At 49.5% G+C, this 20,515-nt stretch carries 15 protein-coding genes; 10 read left to right on the top strand and 5 right to left on the bottom strand.

Annotated elements, in window-relative coordinates; genetic code table 11:
- Nucleotides 1–101 precede the first annotated feature (101 nt).
- From gabT to gabD, 3 genes are read left to right on the top strand one after another with little or no spacing between them, the layout of a single operon-like run.
- Nucleotides 102–1,415, top strand: a complete 1,314-nt coding sequence (gabT, locus tag ACH97_RS07460) for a 4-aminobutyrate--2-oxoglutarate transaminase (RefSeq protein ID WP_020450181.1) — start codon at nt 102–104, stop codon at nt 1,413–1,415.
- Nucleotides 1,416–1,448: 33 nt separating this feature from the next.
- Nucleotides 1,449–2,840 carry an APC family permease gene (locus tag ACH97_RS07455; protein ID WP_020450182.1) on the top strand — a complete coding sequence of 464 codons (1,392 nt, stop codon included), beginning with the start codon at nt 1,449–1,451 and terminating at the stop codon, nt 2,838–2,840.
- Nucleotides 2,815–4,209 carry a succinate-semialdehyde dehydrogenase gene (gabD, locus tag ACH97_RS07450; RefSeq protein ID WP_020450183.1) on the top strand — a complete coding sequence of 465 codons (1,395 nt, stop codon included), beginning with the start codon at nt 2,815–2,817 and terminating at the stop codon, nt 4,207–4,209. Before ACH97_RS07455 ends, gabD begins: the two co-directional genes overlap by 26 nt.
- A gap of 45 nt (nt 4,210–4,254) precedes the next feature.
- Here gabD and ACH97_RS07445 read toward each other — a convergent pair whose 3' ends face one another.
- On the bottom strand, nt 4,255–5,139 hold the full coding sequence (locus ACH97_RS07445; protein ID WP_020450184.1) for a DMT family transporter: 885 nt from the start codon (nt 5,137–5,139) through the stop codon (nt 4,255–4,257).
- Nucleotides 5,140–5,294: 155 nt separating this feature from the next.
- On the opposite strand from ACH97_RS07445, the gene ACH97_RS07440 reads away from it, so the two are divergent.
- Nucleotides 5,295–5,786 carry a hypothetical protein gene (locus ACH97_RS07440; RefSeq protein ID WP_020450185.1) on the top strand — a complete coding sequence of 164 codons (492 nt, stop codon included), beginning with the start codon at nt 5,295–5,297 and terminating at the stop codon, nt 5,784–5,786.
- 47 nt (nt 5,787–5,833) lie between these two features.
- Here the strand turns inward: ACH97_RS07440 and ACH97_RS07435 are convergent, their stop codons facing one another.
- From ACH97_RS07435 to ACH97_RS07425, 3 genes are read right to left on the bottom strand one after another with little or no spacing between them, the layout of a single operon-like run.
- Entirely contained in the window at nt 5,834–6,478 is a 645-nt protein-coding gene (locus ACH97_RS07435; RefSeq protein ID WP_020450186.1) for a YcnI family copper-binding membrane protein, read from the bottom strand.
- Nucleotides 6,479–6,480: 2 nt separating this feature from the next.
- Nucleotides 6,481–8,127 (bottom strand): copper resistance CopC/CopD family protein, encoded by a 1,647-nt coding sequence (locus ACH97_RS07430; RefSeq protein ID WP_020450187.1) that lies wholly within the window; start codon nt 8,125–8,127, stop codon nt 6,481–6,483.
- A 19-nt stretch (nt 8,128–8,146) separates the two neighbouring features.
- Complete coding sequence (locus ACH97_RS07425; RefSeq protein ID WP_020450188.1) at nt 8,147–8,719, bottom strand: DeoR family transcriptional regulator; 573 nt, start codon at nt 8,717–8,719, stop codon at nt 8,147–8,149.
- A gap of 258 nt (nt 8,720–8,977) precedes the next feature.
- Between ACH97_RS07425 and nirB (ACH97_RS07420) the strand changes: the two genes are divergently transcribed.
- The 5 genes from nirB (ACH97_RS07420) to cobA all read left to right on the top strand — a co-directional run bounded on the left by nirB (ACH97_RS07420) (nt 8,978) and on the right by cobA (nt 17,909).
- On the top strand, nt 8,978–11,272 hold the full coding sequence (nirB, locus tag ACH97_RS07420) for a nitrite reductase large subunit NirB (RefSeq protein WP_020450189.1): 2,295 nt from the start codon (nt 8,978–8,980) through the stop codon (nt 11,270–11,272).
- A gap of 1 nt (nt 11,273) precedes the next feature.
- On the top strand, nt 11,274–13,433 hold the full coding sequence (gene nasC / locus ACH97_RS07415; RefSeq protein ID WP_025810124.1) for an assimilatory nitrate reductase catalytic subunit NasC: 2,160 nt from the start codon (nt 11,274–11,276) through the stop codon (nt 13,431–13,433).
- 113 nt (nt 13,434–13,546) lie between these two features.
- Complete coding sequence (nirB, locus tag ACH97_RS07410; protein ID WP_020450191.1) at nt 13,547–15,967, top strand: nitrite reductase large subunit NirB; 2,421 nt, start codon at nt 13,547–13,549, stop codon at nt 15,965–15,967.
- A 30-nt stretch (nt 15,968–15,997) separates the two neighbouring features.
- Nucleotides 15,998–16,318 carry a nitrite reductase small subunit NirD gene (gene nirD, locus ACH97_RS07405; RefSeq protein ID WP_020450192.1) on the top strand — a complete coding sequence of 107 codons (321 nt, stop codon included), beginning with the start codon at nt 15,998–16,000 and terminating at the stop codon, nt 16,316–16,318.
- A gap of 130 nt (nt 16,319–16,448) precedes the next feature.
- Nucleotides 16,449–17,909, top strand: a complete 1,461-nt coding sequence (gene cobA, locus ACH97_RS07400; protein WP_020450193.1) for a uroporphyrinogen-III C-methyltransferase — start codon at nt 16,449–16,451, stop codon at nt 17,907–17,909.
- A 25-nt stretch (nt 17,910–17,934) separates the two neighbouring features.
- Here cobA and ACH97_RS07395 read toward each other — a convergent pair whose 3' ends face one another.
- Nucleotides 17,935–18,615 (bottom strand): GntR family transcriptional regulator, encoded by a 681-nt coding sequence (locus ACH97_RS07395; protein ID WP_020450194.1) that lies wholly within the window; start codon nt 18,613–18,615, stop codon nt 17,935–17,937.
- A 227-nt stretch (nt 18,616–18,842) separates the two neighbouring features.
- Between ACH97_RS07395 and ACH97_RS07390 the strand changes: the two genes are divergently transcribed.
- Complete coding sequence (locus ACH97_RS07390; RefSeq protein WP_020450195.1) at nt 18,843–20,486, top strand: SLC13 family permease; 1,644 nt, start codon at nt 18,843–18,845, stop codon at nt 20,484–20,486.
- The last annotated feature ends 29 nt before the right edge of the window (nt 20,487–20,515 follow it).

Below are 20,515 nucleotides of genomic sequence, written 5' to 3'. Positions count from 1 at the left end.
GCGCCTCCCTCTGGTACCATCGAAAATTAATGATTGGTACTTTTCATCATACCAAAAAATATTCAGAATTATAAGAAATAAGAGTGGGGGAGAGATTTTTTATGAGTCTGAACACAAAAGCATTCACAACGGAAGATTGGCAAGCCAAACGGGATCAATTCGTGGCAAGGGGTGTCTCCAACGGAAACCGTCATCTGGCCGCTAAAGGGGAAGGTGCCGTTTTATATGATATTGACGGGCGCCGTTTTATCGATTTTGCCGGGGCGATCGGCACATTAAATGTCGGGCATTCACATCCGAAAGTTGTAGAAGCTGTCAAGCAGCAGGCCGAACAGCTCATTCATCCCGGTTTTAACGTCATGATGTATCAGGCCTATATCGAATTGGCGGAAAAGCTATGCCGGCTTGCGCCGGGCGCCCATGAGAAAAAAGCGATTTTCCTGAACTCGGGGGCGGAAGCCGTCGAAAACGCCGTAAAAATATCCAGAAAATATACGAAGCGTCAAGCCGTCGTTTCTTTTACCCGCGGATTCCACGGGCGCACAAACATGACGATGAGCATGACGAGCAAGGTGAAACCATACAAATTCGGATTCGGTCCTTTTGCACCTGAAGTATATCAGGCGCCGTTTCCTTACTACTATAGAAAGCCTGAAGGGATGACTGATGAAAGCTACGATGACATGGTGATTCAGGCGTTTGACGAATTCTTCGTCTCGTCTGTTGCTCCGGAGACGGTCGCGTGCGTTGTCATGGAGCCGGTGCAGGGAGAAGGAGGATTTATTATTCCTTCCAAACGGTTTGTGCAGCATGTCGCAGCCTTCTGTCAAAAACACGGCATCGTTTTTGTCGCCGATGAGATCCAAACAGGCTTTTCCAGAACGGGCAAATATTTTGCGATTGAGCATTTTGATGTCGTTCCTGACCTTGTGACGGTGTCAAAATCACTGGCTGCCGGCGTTCCGCTCAGCGGTGTCATCGGCCGGGCGGAAATGCTTGATGCGGCGGACCCGGGGGAACTCGGGGGCACATATGCCGGAAGTCCGCTTGGGTGCGCAGCCGCTTTGGCAGTGCTCGATATTATCGAATCGGAACAGCTCAACAAGCGCTCTGAAGAAATCGGTAAAGCCATCGAAGAGCGGGCGCTTGAATGGAAGATGAAATTTCCGCAGATTGGGGAAGTCCGCAGACTTGGCGCGATGGCGGCGATTGAAATTGTCCGGGACGAAAAGACGCGGGAGCCGGACAAAGCAGCTGCGGCCAAGATTGCTAAGTACGCCAATGAACACGGCCTGCTCTTGTTGACGGCAGGAATCAATGGCAACATTATCCGTTTTCTGTCTCCGCTCGTCATTACTGATCAATTGCTTGAGGAAGGACTCGGCATCATCGAAGAAGCGCTGGAACAGCTCTAGTTTGACATCTTCTAAAAGAAGGGGCGGATTTTGATGGGAAAACAGCAAATGAAAAAAACGATGTCGCAGACGGATGTGCTATTTTTAGCGATCGGGGCGATGCTCGGCTGGGGCTGGGTCGTCCTTTCCGGCGACTGGATTTCGACAGCCGGCTTTATGGGCAGCACCGTCGCGTTTATCATCGGCGGCATTCTCGTCATCTTAATCGGGTTAACGTACGCGGAGCTGTCTTCCGCCATCCCTGAAACGGGAGGCGGCTTGATATTCGTCTACAGGGCGTTCGGCCGAAAAACGGCTTTTGTCGCGGCTTGGGGTGTGCTTTTCGGCTATGTTTCGGTAATTACATTTGAGGCGGTCGCATTGCCGACCGTCATTGATTACGTCCTGCCTGTCGAACATCAGGGCTTTCTCTGGTCGCTAAGCGGCTGGGACGTGTATGTCACTTGGGTGTTGATCGGTTCAGGGGGTGCGGTCGTCCTGACCGCGCTCAATTACTTCGGCGTCAAGCCGGCCGCGATTTTTCAGTCAGTTTTTACGATCGCGATTATCGCCACAGGCTTTCTCCTTTTGGGCGGCGCCTTGGTCAACGGTAATGTTGAACATATGCAGCCCCTTTTTAAAGACGGATTTTCCGGGATGATGTCCGTCCTCGTCATGATTCCGTTTCTGTTTGTCGGATTTGACGTCATCCCTCAGGTTGCGGCTGAAATTAATGCTCCGAAAAAAATTATCGGCAAAATTTTGATTATTTCGATCGTCAGTGCGGTCTTGTTTTATTTGCTGATTGTATTCGGGGTGACGATGGGGCTGTCAGAAAGCGAGCTTGCAACGACTTCTTTGGCGACCGCGGATGCCATGGTCAATCTGCTCGGGAACCAGCTGTTCGGCACGGTGCTTGTCCTTGGCGGAGTCGCCGGCATCATTACGAGCTGGAACGCATTTATCATCGGCGCGAGCCGCATTCTGTTTGCGATGTCGGAAAAAGGCATGGTGCCGAAATGGTTCGGTTTCATCCATCCGAAGTATAAAACACCGACGAACGCGATTTTGTTTCTGGGAGCGCTGGCGTTTTTTGCGCCGCTGCTCGGGCGCCCTGCCCTTGTTTGGATCGTCAATGCAGGGGGAACAGGTATTATAGTCGGATATTTGATCGTCTCGATTGCATTCATGAAGCTGAGAAAGACAGAGCCGGATTTAAACAGACCGTATAAAATCAATAAGTGGAAAACGACGGGTATATCTGCTATTCTCTTAAGTGTTATCTTTCTCGCCTTTTATTTGCCAGGTATGCCGGCCGCGCTCACATGGCCGTATGAATGGCTGATCTTGGCGGGATGGACATTGATCGGTTTTCTTTTATTCAACAGCAGTTCAAAACGTAAAGGGGAGGAGATTCAACATGACCAGCATGCTAGAAGTATATAATCCTGCGACTGGAGAAAAAATCAAATCGGTTCCCCAGCAATCCGCAAAAGAAGTCGAAGAGGCAGTCGTACGCTCGCATGAAGCATTTCAAAAATGGTCGAAAACATCGGCTTCAGAACGAGCGGGCTTACTGAAAAAATGGTTCGATTTGATTGTGGAGCAGAAGGACGAGCTGGCAAAATTGATTACGCTTGAAAACGGCAAGCCGTATGCCGAGGCACAAGGCGAAGTCATATATAGCGCCGGCTATATCGAATGGTATGCGGAGGAAGCGAAACGCATTTACGGAAGAACGGTTCCCGCATCTGTGACGAACAAGCGCATCATCGTCACGCGCCAGGGGGTCGGTCCTGTTGCGGCGATTACCCCGTGGAACTTTCCGGCGGCGATGATCACGAGAAAAGCGGCGCCGGCCTTGGCGGCGGGCTGTACCTTTATCATCAAGCCGGCGCCTGACACGCCTTTAACGGCGCTTGAGCTCGTTCGCCTCGGCCACGAAGCGGGTATTCCGAAAGACGTCCTTCAGTGTGTGATCGGCGATGGAAAAGAGATCGGTTCTATTTTTACAAGCCATCCGCTGATCCGCAAAATTACGTTCACCGGATCTACGCCTGTCGGCAAACATTTAATGAAAAACAGCGCCGAGACGGTGAAGCATGTGTCAATGGAGCTTGGCGGCCATGCCCCGCTGATCGTTGATGAAGATGCCAACATTGACCTCGCCGTTCAACAGACGATGCTGTCGAAATACAGGAATGCCGGACAAACGTGCGTCTGTGCAAACCGTCTGATCGTTCATGAATCGGTTAAGGATGAATTTGCAGAAAAACTCCGCGCCGAAGTTGCCAAGCTGAAAGTCGGGAACGGACTTGAAGAAGGTGTATCAATCGGCCCGGTCATCAATAAAAACGGCTTCCAAAAAATCGTCGACCAAATCAATGACGCGGTGAATAAAGGGGCAAAAGTTCTCATCGGCGCTGAATACGAAAGCGATGATGAGAAATCATGCTACTTTGTCCACCCGACAGTGCTGACAGATGTTGATCCTTCAATGACGATCATGCATGAGGAAACATTCGGTCCCGTTGCGCCGATTACGACTTTTAAGACGCTGGACGAAGCGGTCAAGCTCGCCAATGATACGCCTTACGGTTTAGCGGCATACTTCTTTACGGAAAACTACCGCCGCGGCATCTATTTATCCGAAAATCTAGATTACGGCATTCTCGGCTGGAATGACGGCGGACCGTCAACCGTTCAAGCGCCTTTCGGCGGCATGAAGGAAAGCGGCATCGGACGCGAAGGCGGACAGGAAGGCATCGAGCCGTATTTGGAAACGAAATATTTGTCCATCGGTTTGGATGAATAACAAGACAGCATGAAAACCCGCCCGCATACCCACGGGCGGGTTTTTTTACGCTTTCACCTGTTCAGCGTTTATTTTATTCTTTTTGGGCTGATAGGAAATATAAAAAATGCCCAGCAGAAGCAGTGCGATCCCGGCCCAGGAAACAAGAGGCAGCGATTCTCTGACAAGCACGGTTCCCAAAAGCGACGCTGTGAGCGGTTCAGCCAGCGACAGCGTCACCGCCGTTGAGGCTGGCACTTTTGCCAATCCTGTCGTAAATAACAGGTACGCGGCCCCGGTTGCAATGACGCCGATATAGAGGCTGACAGCCATTCCCGGAACCGATAAGATCCAGCTCATATCGTACAGAAACAACAACGGGGCAAGCAATACAGCGCTTAAAAAGAACACGGTGCCTGTGACAGCCTCCGGCTTTTGCTTTTGCAGGAGCTTTTTGCTTGTCAGCGTGTAGACGGCAAAGGAAAGACCGGCGCCGAGTGCGAGCAGTATGCCGAGAAAGCTCCCGCCCGATGAGGCGGAGGGGATGAATAATAAGGATACGCCTGCTATCGCTGCAGCCGTTGCGATCCACCATTTCGTCTGCGGAACTTTTTTGAACACGAGCCATTCAAGGCAGCCGGCGATAATCGGAGCGCTGCCGATGGCGACGACCGTTCCGACAGCGATCCCTGACAGGCTGACGGCTGAAAAAAAGAAAGGCTGGTAAAATGCCATGCTCAATGCTGCGATGATCAGTGTTTTAACGGGCCAGCCGCTGTGTTTCAATTGACCGCGCAAAGCCGCAAACAAGAGCAGGGTGATGCCGCCGACCGCCATTCTGACAGCGCCGAACACAAGAGGCGCCGCCTCTTCAGGCGCGAACGCCTGGGTTGTTCCCGTCGTTCCCCATAAAATGGCCGCAAGCAAGACAAACAGAACCGATACTTTCATACTCCGATCTCTCCCCACTCAATCATTCAGAACTTTTTCTATTGTAAGATAAATTGGCTGATTTTTGAATCGCTGCTTCGGAACTTTCAGAGGAAATATTCAACGCTGGCCGAATACATATAAGGGCCTAAAACAATTAAAGTCGGAGGAAGCGGATGAAAAAACGAACAGTTTTATTTTTCTTGGTGATCTGGCTCGCCGGATGTGCGAGCGCTCAAGAAGCTGAGAAACAAACCAAAAGGGTGAACAGCGAACAGGAAGCGATTGAGGACGGTATTCGTTACGAGAACATCACAAAAGACGATATTATAGACAAAATCGATTTAAACGGCGAACAAGTCGTCGTCTTTCGATTCGGCGATTCGGAGGGAGAGGGAATTTGCCTCGCTCACATCAAACGGGAAAACGGCAAATATCAATGGTACCGCGACTTGAATTATGTCATTGTAAAATCGGATCACCCGGAAACGGAGAATGCGGAAGCTTCTTCACCGTTCACAACGCCAAAGGGAAGAAAGTACACGTTATATACAGGGGATGCCGCTCGCCTGAATGGAACATTTGAGACTGATGACGGGCTTTATTTAGAGCCGGTGGTCGATCAAAAAACGGGCATGTATTATCAGATTGTGCAGGATTCGGACTGAAATGGGTACAAAAAGGCAGTCGGGATATTTCCGACTGCCTTTCATTTTTACGATTTCTTTTTGCGCACTGTCAAGAGCAGTGCAGCACCCCCAAGAAGCACGGCGAGGATCGACAGGATGAGGGAAGCGGTTTGAATCCCTTGTCCTCCTTGACCGTCTTCATTTTCTGCGGCAGTGTTTTGTTTCGTTGAAGCGCCGTGTGCGTTAACCGTTTCGTGTCCGAGCTTTGCAGCGTCGACAATGCTTGTGATCGCATGCGGGGTATCGGCGTTTTCATCACCGGTCCACTCGACAATCGTGCCGTCTTTATAATATTGGTAAGCGTTCCAGGCGGCCTTTTGTTCTTTGTCAGGGTTTTTGGCGGTGAAGGTAAACTGCTGGAATTCACCAGGCTGAATGCCGCCGTTTTTTGCTTCCCACGTCACCCTTGTCACTTTTTCGTTTTTGCCGGTTTTAGTGCTCGTTTTCCAGCCCGGCACCGGTTCATACTGCTGAAATTCAACACCGTCCGGCATGCTGAGAACGACCTTGGTTGTGGCGTTGTCTTTTTCAACCGGTACTTTGACGGTGTATGTTTCCCATGAGCCTGCTGCTGATTCGGCCGGTTTTACCGTGACATGTGCGCTGACAGGCACGGAGAAAAGCAAAAATGATGCTAGGATTGCACCCAGCGATAAAGTTTTTTTAAACATAATCAAAACTCCTTTTTATTAATTTTCGCATTGAAAACCGTTCTGATTTCCTCAAATGACGCCGTTAATCCGTGAACGCGGATCTTCCAGATGCCGTCTTCGTTTAAATTTAAATTTTTCGTTTGGAAAACGCCGACTTTATTTTTGCTGAGGCTGAACGTACTCTCCTTGTCATCCCCGAAAAGCCCGGTTTTCTCAACGGTTAATTCGATTTTTTGAATATCTTTGACGACGTCCCCTTTTCTGTTTCTGACGGTGACCTCAAACGCATTTGAGCCCGGCATGTTCGGGCTGATTCGGAGCGACAGCGTGTTTCCTTCCGTCAGCTGCTTCGTCTCACTGAAAGGCTGCGGCAGCGGCGCGGGCGGACTTGGAAGATTGGTGAAAACCGCCGTGGTCAGCAGAATGAGAAGCCCGACCGCCCATTCAGCTTTCAGCGAACGGCCGCCCTGCTGTTTCGGCACTTTTCTAAAACGGAAATAGTGAAATGCTCCGAGTCCGATCATGAGAAGAACGAGCGCCACTTTCACAAGGAGCGCTTTTCCGTAAGCCGTCCCGAGCAGGTTATCCAGTGTGTGAACAATGAAGAAGCTGTTGAAAAGGCCCGAAAATATGAGAAGCCCTGCAGAAGCGAGCGCCCATGGCGAGAAGCGCCGAATGGTTTCCCATATCAAACTTTTGTCAGGCTTCAGCCAGTCTTTTCCGAAAAACAGCACAATCATCGCGAGTCCGCCCGTCCAAATGGAAGCGGCATTCAGATGGATGAAGTTCATCGCGATCGTCATATAGCCGGCGCTCGTCGAAGCAGCATGGCCGTCGAGCGATTTGACGAACAAAAGTCCGGCAAAAAGGAACAGGCTCAAGATCGCGCTCTTCAGATCTTTTCTGTTCGAACAAAAAACAAGCACGGCGATGATGGCGATGTTGATCAGCCACAGCATTCCGCCTGTCGTATTCAGAAGCGTTTCATGCAAAAGCGAAGGCTGGAAAGCCCCGCTCCAGGAAACGCCCGCGTTTGCTTTTGTTTGCAGGGGCAGCTGAATGATGATGGCGGCCCCTGTCAATATGAGCGCCGCATTCTTGATCCGCTTCAGCCGGCGCCGTTTGTCACCCGGCCAGCCGTTTTCAGGGCGATGCCATACGAGTTGCAAAAGAGCGGCCCCCATGAACAGGGAGAAACCGGTATACAAAAGGACGCGTTCCATGACGGTATCGGCTGCCGGCAGTCCTGATGCTTGATTTTGCTGATCTTTCGGCAGCCCGCCTTGAATGTTTCCGATGCTGAAAGGGATCGTGCCTGATACGGGATGCCCATCTGCGGATACGGCTCTCCATTCGGCCGAGTAGATATCATCCTTTAACTTCGGTTTCAGTTTGACGGTCATAATCTTGGCGTTTTGCGGGTCGATTTCCGTTTTGCCGGAATCGACGCGCTCACCTGACGAATTTCTGACCGTTATCGAATGAAACCCGTTCTGAATCGCTTCATTGAATTCAATCTTGATTTCTGCAGGCGCTTTTTTCAGCTCCTGATTTTCAGCTGGAGTTGATTTTACGATATATGCGTGAGCAAAAGCGGCTTTTGGCAGCAGAATGATACATAGAACAGCGAGAACTGTCCAGAGTGTTGCTCTTTTCATCACATTCATCCAATCTTTTAACAAAATTTCACGTCTTCAGGCTGCAGCAGCTGTTCTTCATCGTTTTCTGGATGAGAAGCGCGGCATCGTCAAACGATAACAGCTGTCCGCCAAAGCCTTTTTTAAATTTCCGCGCATCCGCTTCAGAAGCGAAAGGGATCGCCTGCGGCTCGCAGCAGTTCAAATGAAGATCCGTATCCAGCAAAAAGACGGCGGCTTTGGCACTGATCGTCGTATCCAGCAAAAAATCTCTGCAGATGATCTGTGACACGTCATCTTTCACTTTCTCATAGCGGAGCATTGCGCAATGGGAACAGCAAAATTGTTCAATTTGACTGTCGTTTTTTACAATCTGCACGGAAAGCCTCGAGCCTGTCCCTTTTCCGCAAACGACGCAAAGCTGCCCAAGCTGCTGCTTCGGCTTGTTTAGCGTAATTCCGCCTGCCGTCTTGATGACCTGTCCGTTTTCAACAAGCGGTTTAATGTCGCGGTAAACGGTCATTTCAGAGACGTTCAGCCTTTTCGAAATGTCCGAAATGCGCAGAGATTCTTCTTCTTTGACCCACGCCAATATCTGCTGTCTTCTTTTAATCGGTAGCATTCTCCTCCTCCATTTCTTATGTTCTTTATTTTAAGCCTAGTAGATTGCAGGAAAAGAAACAAGCAGAACGTGATAAAAAATGTGATAAAATGTTGAACTTTAACATCGCGGCCAAAGCCGTTGAATCGTCATCAATGGGTGCTGGTCAAACCGTCCTGTTTCTAAAATTTTTTGTAAGGAAATGTAACAGGTTTAAACGCTTTAGCGATGCAATGTGAAATAATAATCCAGAGCAAAGCTGCAGAGGGAGGGGAGAAAATGGGGAAACAAAGGCTGGTTTTGATAGGAAACGGCATGGCCGGGGTTCGCACGGCGGAAGAAATTTTACAACACGGCGGGAGCCGGTTTGAGATCGTCATCATCGGCAGCGAACCACACCTCAGCTATAATCGGATTCTGCTGTCTTCTGTCCTTCAGGGGGAAACGGATTGGAACGATGTGATGACAAAAAGCCGGAGTTGGTATGAAGAAAACGGGATTACACTTTATACAGGGGAAACAGCTGTCGCAATCAATACGGTGAAACAGACGGTGGCGACAGATCAAAACCGCGAAATCGCTTATGACAAACTGATCATTGCGACGGGCTCTTCCCCGTTTATCCTCCCGGTTCATGGTGCGGACAAAGAAGGGGTATATGGTTTTAGAACAATAGACGATTGCCGGGCATTGATAAAGGCATCAAAGCGGTTTGAAAAAGCGGCCGTCATCGGCGCGGGAATTTTGGGTCTTGAGGCGGCGCGAGGGTTGGCAAACCTCGGGATGAAGGTTGATGTGATTCACCACTCTTCCTGCATCATGCAGAATCAGCTTGATCCGCCGGCATCTGCCATGCTCCAGAAAGAGCTGGAGCATCAAGGGATCCATTTTCTTTTGGATAAAGATACAGAGGCGATTTTAGGAAGATCCCGCGCCGAGGGTGTGCGGTTTAAAGACGGGACGGAGATCAGCGCCGATCTCATCGTCATGGCTGCCGGTGTCAGACCGAATATCGAACTGGCCAAGGTGAGCGGTATTGCAACAAACCGGGCGATCATCGTCAGCGACTATATGGAGACAAATATTCCAAATGTCTACGCCGTCGGTGAATGCGCGGAGCATAACGGAACGGTCTATGGTCTAGTCAAGCCTTTGTTTGAACAGGGGAAAGTGCTGGCCAGACATATTTGCGGGCTCGCATGTGCCGGTTATCAGGGCTCCATCCAGTCTGCAGCTCTAAAAATGTCCGGCATCGACGTCTTTTCGGCAGGGAAAATCACAGAGGACGACTCGACAACGGCTATTAAACTTTTAGACGAAGCGTCAGGAGTCTATAAAAAAGCCGTCTTTCAAGGGGATAAAATGGCCGGCGTGATTTTATACGGAGACACCAGCGGCAGCCAACGGCTGTTGGAAAGCATTATCAAGCAAAGAGATATTACCGTTGTCAAAAAAGAGCTGTTTCAATCGGAAGAAAACAGTTCAGTCGCTGCTATGGCGCTTAGTGAAACGATCTGCCAATGCAACGCGGTTTCCAAAGGCGCGATCATGGAAGCCATACAGACGCACGGTTTAAAGACGGCCGAGGAGGTCAAAGGCTGTACAAATGCTTCCGGATCATGCGGCGGCTGCAGGCCGTTGCTTGAAGAACTGCTGCTCCATACCGCTGAACAGGATGATTACGTATCTGCGGCGGAACAGCCGATGTGCACCTGCACTTCATTCACGGAAGATGAAGTCGTGAACGAAATACAGATAAGAAATCTTTCTTCCGTTCACGAAGTCATCTCGGCGCTCGGCTGGAAAAACAGCAGCGGCTGCCGAATTTGCGTGCCCGCCATTCACTACTATTTAAAAATGATCCGTCCGGACATCATCTATGAGGAGCACGAAGAGGAGATGGGTACCATCATTCCGCAAATGTACGGAGGCCGAACGAATGCCGAAGAGCTGAAGCGCATTGCAGAAGTGATTGAAAAATATCAAATTCAAGAGGTGTACATGACACACCATCAGAGATTAAAGCTTGCTGGTATCAAGCCGGAGTATATAGAGCGCGTGAAAGAAGAACTCGGCATGCCGCATTGCCCGCCGCCTCAGCATAGGATCGCCGCGGTTAAAACGTGCACGTGCGGATCACCGCAGATTCAAACATTGGCAGCAGACTTGGAAAAAGCGGCAGAATCCCTCCTCATTCCGGCCAAGGTCTCGATCGGGGTGTCGGGCTGTTTGGACGATTGCGTGTACGCTTCAGTTCATGACATTGGACTTCTCAAAGTAAACGGGGGCTGGGAGATTTATGCGGGCGGCCAAGGAGGACAGCATGCTGCTCCGGGAGAGCTGCTTTCAGTAGCCGACTCGGCGGAGGAAGCGGGGGAATTCATGAAAGGCCTGCTTCAATATTACCGCGAAACAGCAAATTATCTCGAGAAGGTCGGGCATTGGATTGAACGCGCCGGTATCATTCATATCCGGGAAGTTTTATTTGACAACGGACTTCGCGGCCAGCTGATCGAACGGCTTGAAAAAGAGAAGCGGCTGGCTCAGCAAGAAACGATAAAAGGGCTGATGTGAATTGACAGAACGATTGCTAAAGTACTTTCGCACAAAGCAAAAAGAAGTGCAATCCGAAAAAACGTATGACACCCAATGTCCATTTTGCAGCATGCAGTGCAAAATGCAGCTCATTGAACAGACGATTGTGACAAGAAAAAAATACACGGCGGTCGGAAAAGACAATCCGACGACAAAAGGACGGCTGTGCATGAAAGGGATGAACGCCCACCAGCACGCGTTTCATTCAGAGAGGATCACCCATCCGCTGATCAAAAAAAACGGCGAATTCGTCCGTGTGACATGGGAAGAAGCGCTTCAGTACATCAAAGAGCAAGTAACAGCGATCCAGCATGAAGATGGCTGTGATGCTTTGAGCGTATATGGCAGCGCGTCTATTACAAACGAAGAAGCGTATTTGCTCGGGAAGTTCGCCCGCGTCGCCTTGAAGACGAAGCATATTGACTACAACGGCAGGCTTTGCATGTCGGCGGCCGCCACAGCTGCAAATCAAACCTTTGGAATGGACCGGGGGCTGACAAATGCCCTTTCCGAGATCCCCCATGCAAGGGTCATCATCCTCGCAGGTACGAATATCGCAGAGTGCCAGCCGACGATCATGCCGTATTTTGAAGAAGCGAAGCAAAACGGGGCCTACATCATTGTCATCGATCCCCGCGAAACGGCAACGGCCAAGATCGCCGATCTGCATTTGAAAATCAAGCCGGGGACAGACGCAGCGCTCGCAAACGGTATGCTGAAAGTCATCATTGAAGAACAGCTGACAGACGGAGCTTTTCTCAGAGAGAGAGCGGAAGGTTTTGAAGAGGTCAAGCGCCATGTGGCGTCTTTATCACTTGAAGACATTGCGGCCAAAACCGGAATACAAATCGAGCAGATCAAAAAAGCTGCAGTAAAATTTGCCCGCGAGGAGACGGGAATGCTGTTCACGGCGAGAGGGGTTGAACAGCAAACAGACGGAACGGCTGCTGTCAGAAATTTACTGAATATTCTAATATCAACTGGAAAAATCGGCAAATTTGCCTGCGGCTACGGCGCCGTCACCGGACAAGGAAACGGACAGGGCGCGCGGGAGCACGGCCAGAAAGCAGATCAGCTGCCGGGGTACCGGTCGATTGAAAACGAAGCCGACCGCGCCTATATTGCGGATGTTTGGGGCATAAAAGCTGAAGACCTTCCGGGAAAAGGTGTATCCGCTTATGAAATGATGGAGAAAGTTCATGAAGGGGAAATTACCGGGATGTTTTTAATGTGTTCAAACCCTGTTGTATCCAGCCCGAATGCCGGCTTTGTCAAATCCGCTTTGGGAAAATTAAAGTTTTTTGCAGCCGTTGATTTGTTTCTTTCTGAAACGGCAAGACTCGCGGACGTCATTCTCCCCGCATCATCCTATCTCGAGGACGAAGGAACGATGACCAATCTGGAAGGCAGAGTGACATTAAGGGAAGCCTCAAAGCCGTGCCCCGGTGAAGCGAGGCATGACTGGCAAATGATTTGCGATATCGCCGCAGCTCTTGGAAAAGGCCGTTATTTCTCATATCGATCGGCAGAGGATGTTTTTAATGAATTAAGAAAAGCGAGCCGCGGCGGAATTGCCGACTATTCGGGCATCACTTATGAACGTCTGAGAAAGGAAAGCGGCATTTTATGGCCTTGTCCCGAACAGGGGCACCCCGGGACACAGCGCCTGTTTGAATCATCCTTTGCCCACCCGGACAAAAAAGCGAAAATGTGCGTCGTCCCGAACGAACCAAAGATCAAAAAAGATGAACCGACTGAGGAGTATCCCCTTTTTCTGACGACCGGAAGGGTAATGTCTCACTATTTAACCGGCGTACAGACGAGAAGGAGCGCTGCACTCAAGGCCAGGCACTTTGAATCATTTATGGAAATCCATCCGAAAACGGCGGAAAAGTACAACATTGGCGACAGGATGCTGGTCAGGGTGGAGTCAAAAAGAGGCAGCATCATTGTCAGGAGCAAATGGTCGGAAGCCATCAGGCCGGATACCGTATTTGTACCGATGCATTGGGGGGATTCGCAAAATGTGAACGATTTGATAGCGGAAACGCTAGATCCGTCTTGCAGAATGCCGGGATTTAAGGTTTGCTCCGTGAAAATTCGTCCGTCAGTTGACAATTATGTGAATGAATTGTCATAAAAAGTCATAAAAAGTTTACAAAATTAACTATAATTTGTGATAGTTTTAAAGATGTAAACAGAATACTTGTTTAGGGCGTATAGTGAATTGTTTTGAAAAAGGGGAGGATCATAGTGAAAAAAAAGCAGCTAGTCCTTGTAGGGAACGGTATGGCCGGGGTCAGGGCCGTTGAAGAAATTCTTAAAATTTCAAACGAAGAGTTTCAGATCACGATTTTCGGAAACGAACCGCACCCAAACTATAACCGGATTCTTCTTTCCAAAGTGCTTCAAGGAGATACGGATGTTAAGGACATTACACTGAATGATTGGGATTGGTATGAAGAAAACGGGATTCAGCTGTATACAGGTGAAGAAGTCGTTAAAGTTGATCCGGAGTCCAAAACCGTCATCACGGATACGGGAAGAGTCCAGCCGTATGATGAACTGATTTTGGCGACAGGTTCTCTCCCTTTTATTCTGCCATTGCCCGGAGCGGATAAAGAAGGTGTAACAGCATTCCGTGATATCAAGGATACGGATATTATGCTCGAAGCTTCCAAAACGTACAAAAAAGCAGCCGTTATCGGCGGCGGATTGCTGGGACTGGAAGCAGCGCGCGGACTTCTTAACCTTGGCATGGATGTTACCGTTATCCACCTCGCGCCATATTTGATGGAGCGTCAGCTTGATGCAACCGCAGGACGGCTTTTGCAAAAAGAGCTGGAAAAGCAGGGCATGAAATTTTTGCTGGAAAAGCAGACAGAAGAAATTTACGGAGAAACACGTGTCGAAGGCTTAACATTCAAAGACGGCTCAACGCTTGAAGCCGATTTGGTCGTCATGGCGGTCGGAATCAAACCGAACGTTCAGCTCGGCAAAGACTGCGGCCTTCCGGTAAACAGAGGAATCGTCGTCAATGATTACATGGAAACCGAAGTTCCCAACATTTACGCTGTCGGAGAATGTGCGGAACATAGAGGCATTGCCTACGGACTTGTCGCGCCTCTTTATGAACAGGCAAAAGTGCTTGCCAAAAAAATCTGCGGCGTTGAAACGGCTCCGTATGAAGGATCTGTTTTATCAACCCAGCTGAAGGTTTCCGGTGTTGAGGTCTTTTCCGCCGGTGACTTTAATGAGGATGAAGGAGAAGACAAAAAAGCGCTCAAAGTGTTTGACGAACAGGACGGAATCTACAAGAAAATCGTTCTGCGCGGCAATCAGGTGATCGGCGCCGTACTGTTCGGAGACAGCAGCGAAGGCAACAGGCTGTTTTCCATGATTCAAAAAGGAGCAGATATTTCAGATACTTCTAAAATTTCAATCTTGCAGCCTTTGAATCAGGAGGAAGGCATGAGCTTAACCGCTGCGATGAGCGACGATGAGATCGTATGCGGCTGCAACGGCGTTTCGAAAGGGATGATCATTCAGGCGATCAAAGAGCAGGGCTGCACGTCGACCGATGAAATTAAAGCCTGCACAGGCGCATCACGCTCTTGCGGAGGATGTAAGCCGCTTGTCGCTGAGATTCTGCAGCATACGCTCGGCTCAGAGTTTGATGCTTCAGCACAAAAAGAAGCGATTTGCGGATGTACGGACCTTTCAAGAGACGAAATCGTGGCTGAAATCAGAGAAAAAGGGCTGACCCATACGAAAGAAGTCATGAACGTGCTCGGCTGGAAAACGGCGGAAGGCTGTTCCAAATGCCGCCCTGCGCTTAACTACTACCTCGGCATGATCAATCCGAAGGAATATGAAGATGAAAGAGAGTCCCGCTTCGTCAATGAACGGATGCACGCCAACATTCAAAAAGACGGCACATATTCAGTCGTACCGCGGATGTACGGCGGGGTTACCAATTCGAATGATTTGCGGCGCATCGCTGATGTCGTCGACAAATATGAAATTCCGCTAGTGAAAATGACCGGAGGCCAGCGGATCGACCTGATCGGCGTCAAAAAAGAAGATCTTCCGAAAGTATGGGCTGATCTTGATATGCCTTCAGGATTTGCTTACGGAAAAACGCTCAGAACCGTAAAAACGTGTGTAGGCGAACAGTTCTGCCGCTTCGGCACGCAAGACTCAATGGCCCTCGGAATTGACCTTGAGAAAAAATTTGAAGGGCTCTACACGCCTCACAAAATTAAAATGGCGGTTTCCGCTTGTCCGAGAAACTGCGCCGAATCCGGCATTAAAGATATCGGCGTCGTCGGCATCGACGGCGGCTGGGAAATTTACGTCGGCGGAAACGGAGGCACGCATTTGCGCGCAGGCGATCTGTTAATGAAAGTCAAAACGGCTGAAGAAGTCATCGAAATTACAGGCGCATATCTCCAATACTATCGTGAAACAGCCAACTATTTAGAGCGGACATCTGCATGGGTTGAACGTGTCGGCTTGTCCCACGTCCAATCCATATTGAATGATAAAGAAAAACGCAAAGAACTGAATGACCGCATCAATCAAGCGCTGTCTGTCCATAAAGACCCGTGGAAAGACTTTTTGGAAGACGAAAAGACAACAAAACAGCTATTCGAAAATGTTGTCACTTCTTAAAATGAGAAATCAACTTGAGGAGGAATTCACATGGTGAACAAGAACTTAACAAAGGTGTTTGTTTCGAAGATCGGGGATTTGCCGAATCAGCTTGGGAAGACAGTGCTTATCGAGGACAAGGAAATCGCGGTATTCAAGCTTTCTAACGGCAATGTCCGTGCGATTGAAAACCGCTGCCCCCACAAAGGGGGCGTGCTTGCCGAAGGAATGGTAAGCGGCAAATTCGTCTTCTGTCCGATGCACGACTGGAAGATCAGCCTTGAAGACGGCAAAGTCCAAGAGCCTGACACAGGGTGTGTTCAGACATACGAAACGGTCGTTGAAGGTGAAGATTTATATATCGTTTATTAAACGGCTGAACAAGCGATATCGAACGTGTCGCGATTTTTGTCAACAGCCACAAGGGTCGCTCAATGTGATCCCTCTTTATTTAAAAAAACAAACGCGTTCACAGAATCGGCAGATGGAAGGATGACAGTTGATGGGGAATGGGAAAGTATATTTTGTCGGGGCCGGACCGGGCGATTCAGGATTGATCACATTAAAAGGAAGAACACTGATCGAGACGGCGGATGTCATATTGTATGACAGGCTCGTCAATTCCCGGCTGCTTGAGCATGCAAAAGCATCATGTGAATTTGTCTACTGCGGCAAGCTCCCGGACCGCCATTATATGAAACAAAGTGAAATCAATGCACTGCTCATTGAAAAGGGGCTGAAAGGCCTCAAAGTGGTCCGGCTGAAAGGAGGAGACCCGAGCGTGTTCGGCAGAGTCGGAGAAGAAGCGGCAGCCGTCAGCGAACACGGCATCCCGTACGAAATGGTGCCCGGCATTACATCGGGAATCGCCGCGCCTCTTTATGCCGGACTGCCTGTGACCCACCGCGATTTCGCTTCATCCTTTGCCGTTGTCACCGCCCATGATAAATCGGGCAAACCGGAGATGAATTGGGAAGGGCTGGCCAAAGGCGTCCAAACCCTCGTCTTTTACATGGGGATCAAAAACCTTGGTTATATATGCGAGCAGCTGATGAAACACGGCAAGTCTCCCCTTGTTCCCGCGATGGTCATCCAATGGGGCACATGGGGCAGGCAGCGGAGCGTGAAAGGGACATTGCAGAATATCAGGGAAAAAATAACCGAGCATCAAATCAAAAATCCCGCGATCATCGTCATCGGCGACATCGTATCATTCAGGCAGAACAGCTGGTTTGAAGAAAAGCCTTTGATCGGGCTGAACATCATGGCGGTCAAAAGCTGTGAAGAAGAACGAGTCCCGGTGGAGACGCTTCGTGAACAAGGCGCTGAAGTTGTTGAATGGCCGAAATGGAAATCAGCCGAAACGGTGCCTGACGATACGGTTTTAGATCGAATTGCTTCTTTTGACAGCCTGCTGTTCACGTCAAGTGCGTCACTGCGCAGATTTTTCAGCCGGCTTGCCGCTTTGAAGATCGATGTCAGGGAAGTGCGCGGCCGGCTCTACGCTTCAGATCTGCATGTAAAAGCAGCTCTTGAAGAACGGGGATTTTCCGCTTTTCTGCAGGCGGAAATGCCGGTTTCGGGCAGCTGTTTGCTGATCGGCAGCCGGGAAACCGTGCAACATCAACCGCACTCCGGGTGTGAGATATTGATTACACATGACAGGATGATCGACAGCCGCTTTACATCGATCGTTAAACGGGAGATCGAGGAGTTTCCTGTTGATATCGTGATGTTTGCGAATCGCACATGCGTCGAGCTGTTCATAAACGAGGCGGAGACAATCGGCCTCCATCCGGAAAAAACGGCTGCCCGCCTGCAGGCGGTCTGCCTCACGGAAGAAGCGGGGAAGAAGGCTGCAGCCGCAGGGTTTCAGCGCGTTCATGTTGCGAATGAATGCGACCGCCTTCCGGATGTCATCAAAGGGATCAACCGCACAGCCGAATTTGTCTGCCAGAGCTGAAAAAAGCAGGGGTAACCCTGCTTTTTTAGCGTGCGGAACTGCTTCCGAACAACACCTCTTTTAAATAGCAAAGGTCTGCCTCTATATGCTTCCACATTGATTCGGCAGCCTTGGCGTCATTTCTGTCCTGCATGTGACGCAGAATCTCCTCGTGCTGATTGATGATGTCAAGGGTGCGTTCCGGTTTTTCAAGGTTTTTGCTCCGGTAAAAAAAGGTCAGCGACCGCAAATCAAGCAGCTGTTTTTGCAGGCGTTCGTTTTCGCTCGTTTCGATGATGAGATCATGAAATCGCGTATTTAGGAGAAGCAGCGCATTGGCAGACTCCGGACTCTGGCTTTCTTGGTGTTTACGCGCTTCAGAGAGCGTTTCGGAAATATGCTCCAGTGTTGCATTTGAAGCAAGGCGGGTAGCCAATGAAACGGCCAGGGATTCGAGCGCCTGGCGGCATTGGTATATTTCTTCAAGGTCTTTGATTGTCGGTTCATAAACTGTAATTTTTGATTTATCATCTATCAATAACAGACCTTCTTGTTCAAGTGTCCGAATCGCCTCCCTGACAGGGCTGCGGCTCACTTGCAGCTCCTTGGCAATTTTGGATTCGTAGATCCGTTCGCCGGGCCGATACCCTCCTTTAATAATCATATCTTTTAAATAATGATGGACTTGATCATGATAAGAGACTGCACGTTGGATCGAAAACTTCACGCTGTTCACCTCGTTTATTTTTCACTGCGGAAATCACTAATAGTCTAGCAAAAAGAGAAAAATACCACCAACCTAAAATTACCATAATATTGAGTATTTTGTGACAAAAAAGTGTTGACTGCCATTAGCTGTCCGTTATAATGAAGTTATAACTGTCGACAGTCGGCAGCTTACTTTTTAGTTACTATTGTAAGCGCTTTATCGATAGAGGGGAAGGGGGATTTTTGATGAAATCAAGCGTTGTGTCAGCATGGGATATGCTTTGGAGATCACACCGGGAAGCAAAGAGGCTGCTTTTATTCGCCATGCCTGTCAGGGCGGGAAAAGATGCCGATTTAAAGATCAAGTCTGAGCAAACCATGAAGGGAGAAAAACCGCCGAGCTATAAAACGCCTCAGAAAATCGGGCTGCTGCTTGGTCCTGCATTGTTTTTCGCCGTCCTTTTGTTCTTTTTTCCCGAGGGACTGAGCTATGAAGGAAGAATGGTATTGGCGACCACGTTGTGGGTTGCGGTTTGGTGGATTACAGAAGCTGTTCCGATTCCGGCTGCATCATTGCTGCCGATCGTGCTGCTTCCGCTGACCGGGGCGCTGGAAGGGGCAGCTGTCACGTCAAGCTATGGTGATCCGATCGTCTTTTTATTTTTAGGAGGCTTCTTAATTGCACTTGCGATGGAGCGCTGGAATCTTCATAAACGGATCGCGCTCAATATCATTTCTGTAGTGGGTACGAGCACGTCAAGGATCGTCCTCGGTTTTATGGCGGCCACAGGGTTTTTGTCGATGTGGGTCTCAAATACGGCCGCGGTGATGATGATGCTTCCGATTGGGACCGCTATCATTCATCAGGTATCAGCCGTCATGAAATCTGAAAGAAAAGATTTAGCCGGAGAAGAAGCGAAATTTTCAAAAGCGCTGATCTTCAGCATCGGGTATGCGGGAACGATCGGCGGACTCGGTACGCTGATCGGCACACCGCCGAACATTATTTTGGCGGCCAATATTAAGAAGCTGTACGGAGTTGAAGTGTCTTTCGGTGGATGGATGGCTTTTGCCGTTCCGGTCGTTGTCATTTTGCTTGTAGCGGTATGGCTGTACTTGACGAAAGTGGCGCATCCGATCAAGATGAAGGAGCTTCCGGGCGGAAAAGAATTGATTCTCGAAGAAAAAAGAAAGCTCGGAAAGATGAGCTTTGAAGAAACAATGGTTCTGCTCGTCTTCGGGTTTGCCGCGTTTATGTGGGTGACGAGGACGTTTTTATGGGATGACAAAATACCGGGTATTGACGATACAATGATTGCGATATTCGCAGCTTCATTGCTCTTCTTGATCCCTTCGCTCAATAAAGGGGGCAGGGTATTGGACTGGTCGGTATCGAAGGACTTGCCGTGGGGGATTCTCCTTTTATTCGGAGGAGGCCTGGCGCTCGCGACCGGTTTTAAAGAAACGGGTCTGGCCGAGTGGATCGGCGGAAGGCTTACGGTATTAGATGGATTTAATTTTGTGGTCATTGTTGTCATCTCAGCGGCATTGGTGCTGTTTTTGACGGAGATTACGTCGAATACGGCTACAGCGACTATGATTCTGCCTGTACTGGCCTCGCTCGCGTTAGCGCTGAATGTCCACCCGTACGCATTGATGGTGCCTGCTGCAATGGCGGCAAACTGCGCCTTCATGCTGCCGGTCGGCACGCCGCCGAATGCAATTATTTTCGCATCGGGCAAATTGAAGATCAGCGAGATGGTTCGAACCGGCTTTGTCATTAATATTTTCACACTGATTTTAATCGTCGGAGCTGTGTTCTACATTTTGCCGAATTTATGGGGAGTGGATCTGACCATCTTCCCGGACAATCTGAAATCGAATGGATGAAGCAAAGCCGGGGGCTTAGGCCCCGGTCT

Origin of the sequence: Bacillus paralicheniformis (assembly GCF_001042485.2) — a bacterium.
Taxonomy (GTDB): Bacteria; Bacillota; Bacilli; order Bacillales; family Bacillaceae; genus Bacillus; species Bacillus paralicheniformis.
Note: the sequence above shows the minus strand (reverse complement) of the source record. Positions and strands in the feature narration are given on the sequence as shown.

Bases quoted from the DNA above. Each gene is read 5' to 3' on its own strand.
- gabT (WP_020450181.1), top strand. From the start codon at position 102: ATGAGTCTGAACACAAAAGCATTCACAACGGAAGATTGGCAAGCCAAA.
- ACH97_RS07455 (WP_020450182.1), top strand. From the start codon at position 1,449: ATGGGAAAACAGCAAATGAAAAAAACGATGTCGCAGACGGATGTGCTA.
- gabD (WP_020450183.1), top strand. From the start codon at position 2,815: ATGACCAGCATGCTAGAAGTATATAATCCTGCGACTGGAGAAAAAATC.
- ACH97_RS07445 (WP_020450184.1), bottom strand. From the start codon at position 5,139: ATGAAAGTATCGGTTCTGTTTGTCTTGCTTGCGGCCATTTTATGGGGA.
- ACH97_RS07440 (WP_020450185.1), top strand. From the start codon at position 5,295: ATGAAAAAACGAACAGTTTTATTTTTCTTGGTGATCTGGCTCGCCGGA.
- ACH97_RS07435 (WP_020450186.1), bottom strand. From the start codon at position 6,478: ATGTTTAAAAAAACTTTATCGCTGGGTGCAATCCTAGCATCATTTTTG.
- ACH97_RS07430 (WP_020450187.1), bottom strand. From the start codon at position 8,127: ATGAATGTGATGAAAAGAGCAACACTCTGGACAGTTCTCGCTGTTCTA.
- ACH97_RS07425 (WP_020450188.1), bottom strand. From the start codon at position 8,719: ATGCTACCGATTAAAAGAAGACAGCAGATATTGGCGTGGGTCAAAGAA.
- nirB (WP_020450189.1), top strand. From the start codon at position 8,978: ATGGGGAAACAAAGGCTGGTTTTGATAGGAAACGGCATGGCCGGGGTT.
- nirD (WP_020450192.1), top strand. From the start codon at position 15,998: ATGGTGAACAAGAACTTAACAAAGGTGTTTGTTTCGAAGATCGGGGAT.
- cobA (WP_020450193.1), top strand. From the start codon at position 16,449: ATGGGGAATGGGAAAGTATATTTTGTCGGGGCCGGACCGGGCGATTCA.
- ACH97_RS07390 (WP_020450195.1), top strand. From the start codon at position 18,843: ATGAAATCAAGCGTTGTGTCAGCATGGGATATGCTTTGGAGATCACAC.